8 protein-coding genes and 4 pseudogenes are annotated in these 13536 nt (G+C 69.9%); 3 read left to right on the top strand and 9 right to left on the bottom strand.

The genetic code is table 11. The annotated features are described in order from the left end of the window. Nucleotides 1-102 precede the first annotated feature (102 nt). Nucleotides 103-444 (bottom strand): M15 family metallopeptidase, encoded by a 342-nt coding sequence (locus L2X98_RS11175; protein ID WP_259610954.1) that lies wholly within the window; start codon nucleotides 442-444, stop codon nucleotides 103-105. Between the two features lie 140 nt (nucleotides 445-584). After that, nucleotides 585-1319: a hypothetical protein gene (locus L2X98_RS11165; RefSeq protein WP_259610952.1), complete on the bottom strand. Its 735-nt coding sequence runs from the start codon at nucleotides 1317-1319 to the stop codon at nucleotides 585-587. A 153-nt stretch (nucleotides 1320-1472) separates the two neighbouring features. On the opposite strand from L2X98_RS11165, the gene L2X98_RS11160 reads away from it, so the two are divergent. Together L2X98_RS11160 and L2X98_RS11155 are read left to right on the top strand one after the other, a co-directional pair. Then, nucleotides 1473-3575 (top strand): intein-containing Rv2578c family radical SAM protein, encoded by a 2103-nt coding sequence (locus L2X98_RS11160; protein WP_259610951.1) that lies wholly within the window; start codon nucleotides 1473-1475, stop codon nucleotides 3573-3575. Between the two features lie 594 nt (nucleotides 3576-4169). Beyond that, nucleotides 4170-4784 (top strand): putative endonuclease domain-containing protein, encoded by a 615-nt coding sequence (locus tag L2X98_RS11155; RefSeq protein ID WP_259610950.1) that lies wholly within the window; start codon nucleotides 4170-4172, stop codon nucleotides 4782-4784. A gap of 148 nt (nucleotides 4785-4932) precedes the next feature. On the opposite strand, the gene L2X98_RS11150 is transcribed toward L2X98_RS11155, so the two are convergent. The 5 genes and pseudogenes from L2X98_RS11150 to L2X98_RS11135 all read right to left on the bottom strand — a co-directional run bounded on the left by L2X98_RS11150 (nucleotide 4933) and on the right by L2X98_RS11135 (nucleotide 9020). After that, nucleotides 4933-5181, bottom strand: a complete 249-nt coding sequence (locus L2X98_RS11150) for a carbohydrate-binding protein (RefSeq protein ID WP_259610949.1) — start codon at nucleotides 5179-5181, stop codon at nucleotides 4933-4935. A 213-nt stretch (nucleotides 5182-5394) separates the two neighbouring features. Beyond that, a pseudogene (locus L2X98_RS20995) lies at nucleotides 5395-5610 on the bottom strand (hypothetical protein); the annotation flags it as partial. A gap of 85 nt (nucleotides 5611-5695) precedes the next feature. After that, nucleotides 5696-6016 (bottom strand): annotated as a pseudogene (locus tag L2X98_RS20990) (glycosyl hydrolase family 18 protein); the annotation flags it as partial. Continuing rightward, on the bottom strand, nucleotides 5949-6722 hold the full coding sequence (locus L2X98_RS11140; protein WP_259610948.1) for a glycosyl hydrolase family 18 protein: 774 nt from the start codon (nucleotides 6720-6722) through the stop codon (nucleotides 5949-5951). The gene L2X98_RS11140 and the pseudogene L2X98_RS20990, both read right to left, overlap by 68 nt. A 168-nt stretch (nucleotides 6723-6890) precedes the next feature. Further along, nucleotides 6891-9020, bottom strand: a pseudogene (locus L2X98_RS11135) (DEAD/DEAH box helicase). 446 nt (nucleotides 9021-9466) lie between these two features. Here L2X98_RS11135 and L2X98_RS11130 point away from each other — a divergent pair. Next, nucleotides 9467-10039 (top strand): annotated as a pseudogene (locus tag L2X98_RS11130) (DUF998 domain-containing protein); the annotation flags it as partial. A 101-nt stretch (nucleotides 10040-10140) separates the two neighbouring features. Here L2X98_RS11130 and L2X98_RS20985 read toward each other — a convergent pair. Then, nucleotides 10141-10842: an efflux RND transporter permease subunit gene (locus L2X98_RS20985; protein WP_354003043.1), complete on the bottom strand. Its 702-nt coding sequence runs from the start codon at nucleotides 10840-10842 to the stop codon at nucleotides 10141-10143. Nucleotides 10843-10856: 14 nt separating this feature from the next. Beyond that, entirely contained in the window at nucleotides 10857-13457 is a 2601-nt protein-coding gene (locus L2X98_RS11125; protein WP_354002752.1) for an efflux RND transporter permease subunit, read from the bottom strand. Nucleotides 13458-13536 lie beyond the last annotated feature (79 nt).

The following is a 13536-nucleotide window of genomic DNA, read 5'->3' as shown; positions in this document are numbered from 1 at the left end:
CTACGCGGCATCCAGTGTCATCGTCGATGGCATTCAGTGCCACCGACAAGGAAACGACGGATGCCGCGCCCCGGCCGCACCGGAGTGCACAAACGACCGGCGTCAGCCCGCGTAGTCGGGCGCCGCCGGCAGGTCGAAGAACTCCTCGAGCGTGTGGCAGCCGCCGTCGTGGTAAGCCTTCGCCAAGTCGATGCCGATGTAGCGCAGGTGCCACGGCTCGGGCAGATAGCCCGAGACGTCGGTGTGGCCCTTCTCGTAGCGGATGATCCAGCCGTACTGCCACGCGTGGTCGACGATCCAGTCGCCCTGCGGCGTCCCGGCCAGGTCATCGAGCGTGCCGCAGGTGCCGCCGTCGCACGGCACGAGGTCACCCGCGAGCCCGGACTGGTGCTCGCTGTACCCGGGGCGCGCGCTGACCAGGTCGGCCTTCGCCGTCCCCCGCATCCGGACCTGCTGCCCGTAGGAACTCTGCCTGCGTCTTGTACGAGCGATACCCGCTCTCCAACGCGATCTCGCCGGCGCCGTCGGATTTCGCCGCCTTCACCATCCGGGTCAGGGCGGTCGCGGCATCCGCCCGCAGCCCGTCACCCTCGATGCCTGCGCACGTCGACGGGCCCCCGCACGGGCGACGGCGTGTAGTCGACCGGCTCGAACGGTCGGGTCTTGTCGACCACGGTCCACAACCGGGTCGGGTCGGACAACGACACGCACGGCGCCTGCCCGTCGACGACCGCCGTGCGGAACCGTTCGCCGCCGCCGGCCGCCGCGATCGCGGCGACATCGTCGTGCGCGGCGAGGGCTTTGGTGAAGCTCGGGGTCTCGCACAGGGCGAGGGATGCCGGGGCGGCGACGGTCCCGTCGACCTGACCGGTGATGGGGCTCGGCGTGCGGGCGGCAGAGGTCGGGGCCTGGGCGGCGGTCTCGGTCGGGGCAGCCAGGAGCTTCGAGGCGGTGATGTCTGCGGTTGCCGAGATCGGCTCGTCGGCGGGGCCGGGGCTCAGCGCGAGGGCGCCGGCGGCTCCCCCGCCGCCGATGACGAGGAGGGATGCCGCAGCCATCGCCACCCGGGCTGCCACGCGGTGCCGGGGGCGCCGGGCGTGCCGGGGCCGGCTCGCCTCGGCGGGGCGCATGGCGATCAGCGGCACCGGACGCGTGCGGACGGGCGCGGTCTGCGCGCGCAGCGGCGGGGGCGGCGGCTTGAAGATCGGTGGATGCGACGGGGTGTCGGAACCGGCTGAGACGATCGGAATCGGAGCAGTCGGCGTCTCGGCCGCAGCATCCGCCCTCTCGTGCGCGGCGCGCAGCGCACGCCGCGTCATCGGGGCACGATCGATCGGGGGGTCGTGCGGGTCGGGAACCGTCACCCGCCCCATTCTGCCCCGCTCGGCCTGAGGATGCGAGGAGAACGCGCGCTCTTCGAGAGTCGGATTCCGCTGCTTGACATGCGTTCGTAATTCTGTTCCCATGGGAGCATGCGGTGGCAGGGTCAGGAACTGGGTGCGGTGGACGCCGCCGCGCTGCCCGGCCTCGACCGCATGGACGGGTTCGTCCGCTCGGTGACCACGCCCGACTTCGCCGGCATGACATTCCACGAGGTGATGGCCAAGAGCGCCCTCAACCGCGTGCCCGGCATGTCGGCCATGCCGTTCGACTGGACCGTCAATCCGTATCGGGGATGCAGCCATGCCTGTGCATACTGCTTGTCACCAGACACCCTCGTCCTGATGGCCGATGGACGACAGCGCCCGATCGCCGATTTGCGGGTCGGCGACGAGATCATCGGCACCCAGAGTGAAGGCGACTATCGCCGCTACGTCCGCACCCAAGTGAAGGCGAAGTGGTCCACGCGCAAGCGTGCGTTCCGAATCACACTCGCTGACGGCACGGTACTGGTCGCGAGTGGCGACCATCGCTTCTTGACTGAGCGAGGTTGGAAGCACGTGAGCGGCGCGATGAGTGGGAGTGGCCGGCGCCCTTACCTCACCACGCGCAACCGGCTCCTCGGCTTCGGCATGGCGGCGACGGTCGGAGCCGACGAGTCGAGCTCGGATTACCGGCGTGGATATCTCGCCGGAATGATCCGCGGTGACGGCATGATCTTCCACAAGACGTACGATGACGGCGTTCGGGTACGCCCTGTCCACAGGTTCCGTCTTGCCCTGACGGATGTCGAAGCGCTGGACCGCGTCCGCCTCATGTTGCTTGCGGAGGATGTACAGACGTACACGCGCCCATTCACGCCGGCAACGGTGGTTCGCCGCGAGCTCACCGCTATCCACACCGCGAAGCAACGCGACGTCGCGCGCATTTCCGCACTCATCGCCACCCCACTCAGGACGAATGCCGCATGGTATGCAGGGTTCCTTGCGGGGGCCTTCGACGCCGAAGGTTCCTGCTCTCGGGGAGTGCTTCGGATCTTCAACAAGGACGCGGACTATCTCCGGCTGCTGGAGGAAGCGTTCACCACGCATGACATTCCGTTCGTTCGAGAACCACCCCGCCCGAACGGCGTCCATGTCGTGCGGACCGTGGGTGGCTTGCCAGTGCGACAGCGCTTCTTCCACCTCGTTCACCCAGCCATCACCCGCAAGATGGGCATCATCGGTACTGCGCTGAAGTCCGTCGCCGACCTTCGCATCGTCAGCATCGAGGATCTCGGCACCACCATCGACATGGTCGACATCACGACCGGAACGGGAGACTTCATCGCGAACGGTGTCGTGAGCCACAACTGCTTCGCTCGAGGCACGCACGAGTACCTCGACCTGGACGCCGGGCACGACTTCGACTCGCAGATCGTGGTGAAGGTGAACGTCGCCGAGGTGCTGCGGCGCGAGTTGGCCCGCGGCAGCTGGGCACGCGAGCCGGTCATGCTCGGCACCAACACCGATCCGTACCAGCGCGCCGAGGGCCGGTACCGGCTGATGCCGGACATCATCGCCGCGCTGGCCGACTCGGGCACGCCGTTCTCGATCCTCACGAAGGGGTCGCTCCTGCGCCGCGACCTGCCGATCCTGACCGACGCCGCGTCCCGCGTGCGCGTCTCGCTGGCGATGTCGATCGCGGTGTTCGACGACGCCCTGCAGCACTCGATCGAGCCGGGGACTCCGACCGCGACGGCGCGGCTGCAGACGGTGCGGGCGGCGACCGACGCCGGGTTCGCGGTGACGGTGTTCCTGATGCCGATCCTGCCGCACCTGACCGACTCCATCCCGCAGCTCGATGACGCGTTGTCCCGGATCAGGGCCGCCGGAGCGGTGCGCGTGGTCTTCGGCGCGCTGCACCTGCGGCCCGGAGCGAAGCAGTGGTTCCTGCAGTGGCTCGAGCGCGAGCATCCCGAGCTCGTGTCGTCGTATCGCGGGCTGTACCCGGGCGCCTCCGCCTACGCGCCGAAGGGGTATCGCACCTGGCTGAACAAGCGGGTCCGGCCCCTGCTGCGCGTGCACGGGCTCGGCGGCCACGCCGAAGAGGACGATCCGCCGCGCCGGCCATCGGCCCCGTCGGCCGCGGCGGCCCGGGTCGGGGTCGTCACGACGTCGCGCGGCCGCGCCGTCGAGGCGGACCGGCTCTTCTGAACCGGCCACCCGCCACTCTTCCCCGCTCCTCCGCCTCCCACCCGCCACTCTTCCCGCCCGCCGCCTCGGGCCTCCCACCCGCGACGCTTCCTGCCCGCAGCCTCCGGCCTCCCACCCACCGCTCTTCCTGCCCGCAGCCTCCGGACTCTCGCTTTCTCCACGCGAGATCGGGAAGATGTCCCGCCGCACGCCGGCGTTCGTGACATTTCCCCGATCTCGCACATCCATCGACTTCAGCCTGTGGATAACCGCCGCACGCAATCGGCCGGTTTCGCGATGATCGAGGGATGCCGCGCAGACTTCCGGACGAACCGCTGGGATCGACCTTCACCTACGCCGATGCGCGTCAGGCCGGCGTCTCGCGTCGACGTCTCGCACACGCCGACCTCGGGCATCCGTTCCACGGCGTCTACACGAACGGCGTCGATCTGAGGCCTCACCGAGCGGTGCGAGACGCTGCTGCCGGTGATGCGAGCCGACCATTGGTTCAGTCATCGGACGGCCGTCAGGCTGCGGGCGGCCCGCTCCCCGACGGCGACGATGCTGCCGACGACCTGGACGTGCTCGTCATCGGCTCGCACCATCGGTTGGAGCGTGCAGGCGTCCGCAGGCTGGGGAAGCTCCGACGCGGCGATCGAACGCGAAGTGCGCGGCGGCCTGCCGATCGTCGCCGCGCACGAGGCCTGGTGCCAGCTCGCCGCATTGCCGCCGGAAGACGCCCTCGGCGAGGAATGGCTGGTCGCGGTCGCCGATCATCTCCTCAGCGGGACCTACGACGGTCGGAGGTGGCATCCCCTCTGCACGGCGAAGCAGCTCGCCGACGCCGTCGCCCGTCGCGGCCGCGGCCGCGGCACGCGGGTCATGCGCGCGGCCCTGGCCCGCGCACGGCACCCGGTCGGCTCGGCGATGGAGACCCTGCTGCGTCTCGGTCTCGTCGACCGCGGGCTGCCCGAACCCGACGTGCAGGTGCCCGTCGCGACACCGGTCGGGGTGCTCCACGCCGACCTCGGCTGGCCGCGGGCGAGGCTGCTGATCGAGTACCAGGGCGACGAGCACCGCGTCTCGCGGTCCCGCTGGCTCAAGGATCTCACCCGGGTGCAGATGTTCGAGGATGCCGGATACAAGACCCTGCTCGTCGGCCACGACGACATCTCTCCCGACTGCACTGCCCTGGCCGCACGGATCTCGCGCGCGCTGGCGGCCCGCTGACCCGCGGCATCCACTTCACCTGCGGCATCCATGCCCCTGCGACATCCACGCCCTGCGAGATCGGGAGAATGTCTCATGACAGACGCGAAGGCGAGACATCCTCCCGATCTCGCGTGGTGAATGGATGGATGCCGGGCGGAACGGCGGGTCAGCGCTGCCAGGGACCCCAGACGGGGCCGGGCGTCTGATCGCGCGTCCACCAGCGGGCGGTGTACGTCGCCCCACGGAAGGTGACCTTGTCGCCCGTGTTGTAGACGCGGTCGGCGTACCACGGTTGCACGGTCGACGGATTCACCCCGCATGCGGTCAGGGTGCTCCACGGGCCGGTGTTCGAGGCGCCCGGCACCTGCCGCTTCGCATACCAGCGGGCCTCGTAGACGTGTCCGTCGAGGTACACGCGGTCACCGGAGTGATACGTGGTCTGCGCGTTCCAGGCGTGGGATGCCGCATCCGGCGTGTTCTGGCAGAGCACAGCCGGCGAGCCGCTCACCGGGCCGCGGTCGGCGTGGCGCAGCACGGTCGCCGCGGCCGACGACAGGTTGCCGTCGACATCCTGGGCGAGGTCCCAGAAGTCGATGCCGCCGAGTCCCTGCGCGGTCGCCCAGGTCGTCTTCTCGGCCACCGCGAACGGGTCGTCGAACGACCAGAACTCCTTCGTGGCGGGGTCGAATCCCCACGTCGCGTTGAAGTCGCCCTCGGCGGTGTAGTCGTGATGGATCTGGAGCTTCCGATCCTTCAGCGCGTCCCAGGACTGCTGGGGGATGCCGGTACCCGGCGCCCACGGCTGGGCCGTGGCATCCTTCCACCCCTGGCCGTATGCGGGGATGCCGAGGTTCAGCTTGCGCGGGATCGACGCCCGCGTCGGTGTATGAGGCGACGATCGTGTCGAGCCCGAGATTCCAGTTGTGCGCCGAGTCGCCGTGGATGTTGCCCTGGTAGCCGGTGGTGTCGGCCCACGACCCCCACAGGTCGTAGCCCTGCAGGTTGCCGTAGTCGAGGTATTGGAACAGGTCGGCCGCGTTCCAGCCGCCGGCGGTGATCACGGTCGGACTCGCCGGCAGGAACGCCGAGATCTGGTACGGCGAACCGGTCCGGGCGGTGAGGGCGTTCAGCTGGGTGCGCAGCTCCTTCACGAAGGCGAGGAAGTTCGCGGCATCCTTGTGCTCATCGACCGTGTTGCCGACCTCCTGCGCCCAGTCCGGCGCGCCCGGCCACTCCCAGTCGAGGTCGATGCCGTCGAAGATCCCGGCGGCGGCGCCGTCGCCGCCACGCCCGTCGATGGTCGGCAGATTGCCCTTGATGTACAGGTCGATGCGAGCCTGCTCGCCAGCGCCGCCCGACTCTCGGGGTGGCCACGGCGGTCGAGAACGACTTCGACCACGACCAGCCGCCCAGCGAGATGTTGATCTTCAGATCCGGGTACAGGCGCTTGAGCTCACGCAGCTGGTTGAAGTTGCCGGCGAGCTTCTGCGTCTTCGTGTCGGCCACGCCCAGCACCGACTCATCCGCCGAGTACGCCCGCACGAAGTCGTTGCCCGCATCTCCGGCCGCGTCGGTCTGGCCCGCGGCCGGGGCGGCCTGATCCGAGATGAAGCAGGTGCCGGGCTCGACGTCGTCCAGGCCCTGCGCGCCCGCCGTGCGTGCGGCATCCAGCGCCTTCTGCGTGCCGGCGATGTTGCCGAACGCGTAGTTCAGGTGCGTGATGTTCTTGGCCGCCGGGGTGTCGACGAACAGCTTCTTCACGGTGGCCTTGGCGTCGCCGGTGGCCTGCCACCCGCCGTAGTAGCCGACGTTGCGGTAGCCGTTCAGCGTGGTGGTCACCGCCTGCTCGGAGGCGGCGGCGGGAGCGGAGGACGCCGCCGCGGGGGCCGCCATGAGTGCCCCGCCGACCAGCACGCCCACGACAGCGGTGACCGCTCCGGTGAATCGGGAGGACACGTCCACAAGCTCCTTCGGCTGCGCGCGCTCGGGCAACCGGGTCCGAGCCGGACGCCTGCGCCGGGTAACGCACGCCGTCCTGACAAACGCTCGCGCCCCATCCTGGCAGAGACCCGGCTCGGACGGAACCCCTCTTCCCGCTCCGTGAGAGCGCGCCCACCCGCCCCGCTAGGAGGCGACCGGGTCGACCTGGCGGCCGGCGAGCTCCTCGAGCAGGTCGTCCCCGGGGCGGACCTCGTCGAACGGCGCGTCGATCTCGGCGCGGTCGAGCATCTCGGTCATCCGCCGGCGACGCTGGCGCGGGATCATCGTGACCACCGTTCCGGTGCGCCCGGCACGGCCGGTGCGGCCCGCGCGATGCAGATACGTCTTGTACTCGTCCGGCGCGTCGGCCTGGATCACCAGGTCGATGTCGTCGACATGGATGCCGCGGGCCGCGACATCCGTCGCCACCAGCACGTCCACCTTGCCGTCGGTCAGACGCTTCAGGTTGCGGGTGCGCTTGGCCTGGTTCAGGTCGCCGTGCAGGGCGACGGCGCGGATCCCGGCATCCTCGAACTGCTCGGCGAGCATCTCGGTGTAGGCGCGGGTACGGGCGAACACCAGCGTCTTGCCCTCGCGATCGACCAGCGACGTGAGGATCTCGGCCTTGTCGCGGTGGTCGATGACGAGCACCCGGTGGTCGATCGTGCTCGAGGCCTGGTCTTCGCCGGCGACCTCGTAGACGGCCGGGTCGACGAGGAACTCGTCGACCAGCGCGGCGACCTCGCGGTCGAGCGTGGCAGAGAACATCAGCTTCTGGGCGCCGTTCGGGACGAGCCGCAGGATCCGCTGCATCGGCTCGAGGAACCCGAGCTCGGACATGTGGTCGGCCTCGTCCAGGACGACGGAGTGGATGTCGGAGAGAACCAGTCGACCCTGCTCGATGAGGTCTTCGATGCGGCCGGGGGTGCCGATCACGATGTCGACGCCCTTCTTCAGCGCACCGACCTGGCGCGCCTGCGGCACGCCGCCGTAGATCTGGGTGGTGAACAGGCCCACGCTGCGGGCGATCGGCTTGCACGGTGCGGTCGATCTGCAGCGCGAGCTCGCGGGTCGGGGCGAGGATGATCGCCCGGGGTGCACGGCCGAACTCACGCTTCTGGCCGGCCTGCGCGCGCAAGCGCCTCGACCAGCGGAGCGCCGAAGGCGATCGTCTTGCCCGAGCCGGTGCGACCGCGGCCGAGCACGTCCTTGCCCTCGAGGATCGGGGCGATCGTCGCCGCCTGGATGGGGAACGGATGCGCCGCGCCGAGGTCGGCGAGCGCGCTCACGATGTTCTGGCCGAGGCCCAGGTCAGCGAACGACGCGGTCGCACCCTCATCGGCCTGCACCGCGTTGGCCTGCAGGCGCTCGTGGACGACGTCCACCTGCTGCTCCTGCTTCGCATCGCGCTGCGGTGCACGCGACGCGTCGCGTGCCGGGCGCCTGTCGTCGCGGAACGGCGCACGCTCGCGCCGGTCGTCGCGGAAGGTCGAGCGTGCGGCCGGACGTCCCGTGCGACGCTCGCCACGGTCGTCGAAGGAACGCTGGGGCCGGTCGCCGTAGGAGCGCTGGGGCCGGTCATCCTGCGAACGCTGCGGGCGGTCCCCGTACGAACGCTGCGGCCGGTCGCCGTACGAGCGCTGACCCCGGTCATCCTGCGAACGCTGCGGGCGATCCGCGTAGGAACGCTGCGGGCGATCCCCGAACGAACGCTGCGGACGGTCACCATAGGAGCGCTGCGGCCGGTCATCCTGCGAACGCTGCGGGCGATCCCCGAACGAACGCTGGGGTCGGTCACCGTAGGAACGCTGACCCCGGTCATCCTGCGAACGCTGCGGGCGGTCACCATAGGAGCGCTGCGGCCGGTCATCCTGCGAACGCTGCGGGCGATCCCCGAACGAACGCTTCGGCCGGTCACCGTAAGAGCGCTGGGGCCGGTCATCCTGCGAACGCTCCGGGCGCTCCGCATAGGAACGCTGCGGGCGGTCGCCGTAACGCGCGGTCCGATCATCGGATCGGGGCGCGCGGTCGCGCCGCTCGGCGCCGCCGCGGATGCTGCGGGCCTCGTCGCGTCCGGCGCGCTCCTGGGCGGTCCAGCGCTGCTTGCGCTCCGCGCCCTCCGACTCGGCCGGCCGGTATCCGCGGTGGTGCGGGCTTGCGGCTGCCGGGCTTGCCGGTGGAGGAGTCGCCGGGTCGGCGCTTGGCGGTGCTCGCGTAGCGGGGGTCGAAGTTCTGCGCCGGACGTCCGCCGGCGGGCTTCTTGTTCTTGGGCATGGGAGCGTCCTTCTGGGTTCTCTCGCACGAGAACAGCGCCCGAGATCGTCGCTCGGGCTGCCCGGACATCCGTCGGCCGGGGCCATTCATGTGATGGTCATGTGCGTCGATCGACGCTCACCATCGGCCCCTGAGACTCACAAACCCACCCGCGTTCACCGCGGTGTCTCGAGCCGACCGATCCAGCCTAGCGGCCCCGACCTGTGAGCTCGCCTGGCCGAGGCCGGGCAGGCCGAAATCAGCCCCGCCCGACGATCCCCGAAACATCGGATATCGCGGAAGGGTGCTTTTCTCAGGAGAACCCGCATAATATCGTTTCGACGGCTTGCCGTCGTGCTGGGGAGCTTTGGGACGACTGCTACCCGGCGCCGCATACGTTACCGGGAGGCTGGGGAGCCAGGGGGCCGGGGGCGGATGAGGCGCCCCGAACACTGTGGGCTACCCGAATGGCTCTGCTTCTACCCGTATCGCCGACACCCGTTTCCGGCGACATACACCCCCCGACGTTCGACGTGCGCGCCGCGATGACCAGTCCCGCCCTGGCGGGGATCGTCATCGCGTTCCTCACGCTCGGCACCTCGCTGTCGATCGTGACCACACCCGACCGCAGCTGGTCGGAGCTCCACTTCAGCGAGCTGGGCACCTTCCGCGATTTCTCCGGCGATGTGTTCAATGCCACGATGGGTGCCACCGGCCTGCTCATCGTGGTCCTCGCCGTCCGACTGCGCCGCGACATGCACGCCCTCCAGGACCTGCGGGGCGTCAAGCGCTCGCGGCTTTTCAGCGCCTTCGTCGCCTCGGCCGGGCTTCATCTGGCGGCGGTGGGCGCGATCCCGCTGAACGTGAACGGATTCCTGCACGACCGCGCCGCCTCCGGGATCATGCTGTCATTCCTCGGGTTGCTGATCGTGGTCGCCGTCCGGCGACGCCAGTACTCGGCGCTGATGCTGCGCGTCACCCTCGGCGTGGGCATCGTCCTGGTCGCGGCGATCACCGTGTTCCTGTGCGGCGGACTGACCCTGGCCGCCCTCGAGCTGGTCGGCTTCGTCCTGATCTTCGGCTGGATGGGCGTGTTCTCCACCCGGTTGCACCGCACCCTCGCGCAGGCGCGCCGGACGGCTCAGTCCTCGCGCCCCGTCCGCCGCTCCCGCCGCAGCTTGCCCTCGTTCAACTGGATCGGCGCCGCCGGCGGCAACCCGCCCAGGAACGGCTCCTGCACCGCTCCGCCGTGGTCGACCACGCTCCCGTCGGATGCCGTCGTGCGCCGCGTCGTCCCGGATGAGACGGATGCCGTACCCACGCCGACCTGGACATCCTCCGGCACCGCCTCGGTGTCGCTCGCCGCGCCCGCGGCCCGTCCCGCCCGCCGCGCCGTCCGGCGCTCGCGCGCACCCTCGACCAGGTTGTACAGCGTGGGCAGCACCAGCAGCGTCAGCACGGTGGACGAGATCAGCCCGCCGATCACCACGATCGCCAGCGGCTGGGAGATGAACCCGCCGTGGCCGGTGATCCCCAGCGCCATCGGGGTCAACGCGAAGATGGTCGCCAGCGCCGTCATCAGGATCGGGCGCAGTCGCCGAGAGCCGCCGGCCAGCACCGCGTCGTGCGCGGACAGCCCCTTCACGCGGTACTGGTTGACCAGGTCGACGAGCACGATGGCGTTCGTGACCACGATGCCGATGAGCATGAGCACGCCGATGAGGGATGCCACGCCCAGCGGGACGCCGGTGGCCAGCTTGGAGCAGGATCGCGCCGGTGGCCGCGAACGGCACCGACACCAGCAGGCAGCGGCTGCCGGCAGCGACTTGAAGGTCGCCACCATCACGATGTAGACGATCAGGATCGCAGCGAGCATCGCCAGGCCGAGCTCGAGAACGCGGTGCCCTGCTGCGAGAGCACCCCGCCGATCTGGGCGTCGGCCGACTCCGGCAGGTCGACGGTCTCCAGGGCGGTGCTGATGGTGGCGGATGCCGCGGTCAGGTCGTCGGTGGACGGGGTGACCGTCACCGTGGCGGTGCGCACGCCGCGTTCGGTGCTGATCGAGGTCGGGCCGGTGGTCTGCTTCACCGTGGCGACGCTGTCCAGCCGGACCGGACCGGTCGCGGTGGGCACGGTCATGGCCTTCAGCGCGTCGAGCGAGTCCGGCGTCTCGGATGCCGCGAGGTAGACGGTCAGACCGGTGTCGTCGATGTCGACGGTCCCGATCGACTGCGCCTGCATCGTGTTCGAGACGAGCCCGCCGACGGCGACCTCGCTCAGACCGAGGGCTGCGGCCTTGTCGTGGTCGACCTCCACCGCGATGTACGGCAGCGAGGCCGACAGGTTGGTGGTGACCTGACCGACGCCGTCCTTGCCGGTCACGGCATCCACCACCGCGTCCGTCGCGGTGTTCAGCGTCTGGCCGTCCGGCGCGGTCACGTCGATCTCGACGTCGCTGGAGCCGAATCCGCCACCCGAGGTCGAGACGGTCAGGGTGCCGACGTCGTCGAGGTCGGCGACCGCGGCCTGGACGTCCGCGCGCACCTTCTCCTGGTCGGCGGCGGGGTCGGTGGTGATCGAATAGGTGACGCCGCTGCCGCCGCCCGAGAACGCGTCCCGCAGCGCCGAGCCGGAGGATCCGATCGAGACCTGCACGGTCTGGATGCCGTCCACGTCCTTCAGCGCGTCCTCGACCTTCTTCGCCGCGGCATTCTCCACGTCCAGCGAGGCGGCCTGCCCGAGGTCCTGCGTCATGGTGAACGTGTTCTGGCCCGAGTCGCCGAGGAAGTTCGTCTTCATCTGGGGGGCCAGGGCCGCCGTGCCGCCGAGGACCAGGATCGCCAGCAGCACCGTCACCCAGGAGTGCTTGAGCGTCCACCGCAGGATCGGCAGGTACGACTTCTGGAGGCGGGAGGGCGGGGCATCCGGCGATTCCGGGTCGATCGGGGCCCCGGCGGCGTCGGTGATCGCCTTGCCCGGCTTGAGGAACCAGTACGCGAGCACCGGCACGATCGTCAGCGCCACCAGGAGCGAGGCGACCATCGCGATCGTCACGGTGAGCGCGAACGGGCGGAACAGCTCGCCGGTCATGTCGCCCACGAACGCGATCGGCAGGAACACCGCCACCGTGGTGATGGTGGATGCCGAGACCGCCATCGCGACCTCGCGCACGGCGCGGATGATCGCGGTGAGCTTGTCGGCGCCCTCGACGTAATGTCGCTTGATGTTCTCGATCACCACGATCGAGTCGTCCACCACCCGCCCGATCGCGATGGTCAGCGCGCCGAGCGTGAGGATGTTCAGCGAGTAGCCGAACGCCTGGATGCCGATGAAGGTGATCAGCACGCTGGTGGGGATCGAGATCGCCGTGACGAGGGTGGAGCGCACCGACAGCAGGAAGATCAGGATGATGATCACGGCGAACAGCAGGCCGAGCAGGCCCTCCTGTGCGAGCGCGTCGATCGACTGCTGGATGTAGGGCGCCTGGTCGAACACCACGGTGAACGTGGCGCCGTCCAGCTTGTTCTCCAGATCGGGCAGCGCGTCCTGCACGGCCTTGGAGACGTCCACCGTGTTCGCCGAGGGCAGCTTGGTGATCGCCAGCGTCAGGGCATCCTTGCCGTCGACCCGCGAGATGGTGGTGACCGGGTCCTGACCCAGCACGACATCGGCCACATCCGAGATCGTCTGCTCGCCGCCGGCCGCCTGCGCGGGCGAGGTGGGCACCAGCGGCAGCGCGGCGATCTGCTTCACCGAGTCGAGCTTCGTGCCGGTCTGCACGGTGAGGGTCTTGCCGCCCTCGGTGATGTCGCCGCCGGGGAACAGCATCCCGTTCTGCGCGAGGGCGTCCTTGATCGCCTGGGTGGTGAAGCCGGATGCCGCGAGCTTGTCGTCGTCCGGGGTGATGGTCACCCGCTGCCCGCGGCCGCCGACGATCTGCGCGGCGTTGACCCCGGGCAGGTCTTCGATCTCGGGCACGATGGTGGACTGCAGCCGCGACTGCACCGCCTCTTGATCGTCGTAGCCGGTGACGGCGAGCTGGATCACCGGGAAGTCGTCGATGCTGGCCGAGATGACGTTCGGATCGACCCCGTCGGGCAGCGAGTCCTTGATCCGGCCGATGGCCAGCGAGATCTTCTGCTCGGCGGTGGCCAGGTTCGTGCCGTAGGTGAACTGCGCCTGGACGATCGACGAGTTCGTCGTGCTGGTGGCGCTGGTCTGCTCCAGACCCGGGACCCCCTGGATCGCGGTCTCGATCGGGGTGGACACGTCGTTCTCGACCACGGCCGGCGAGGCGCCGGGGTAGGTGGAGACGACGACCAGCTGGGGGAACTCGATCGACGGGATGAGCTCCTGTTTGAGGTTCACCAGCGCGAGCGAGCCGAACACGGCGGCGACGATCGTCACGAGGGCGATGAGCGCGCGGTTGCGCAGGCTCAGGACGGCGAGCTTCGACACGGAAGACCTTCGATCGAGGGGGATGCGACGGCACGACGGCGCGGCGCGGGCCGCGCTCGGCTCAGTATTCCACGCGGGC

It is taken from the genome of Microbacterium elymi (assembly GCF_021582895.2).
Lineage (GTDB): Bacteria > Actinomycetota > Actinomycetes > Actinomycetales > Microbacteriaceae > Microbacterium > Microbacterium humicola.
The sequence above is the reverse complement of the archived record's forward strand: the minus strand, read 5'-3'. Positions and strand labels throughout refer to the sequence as shown.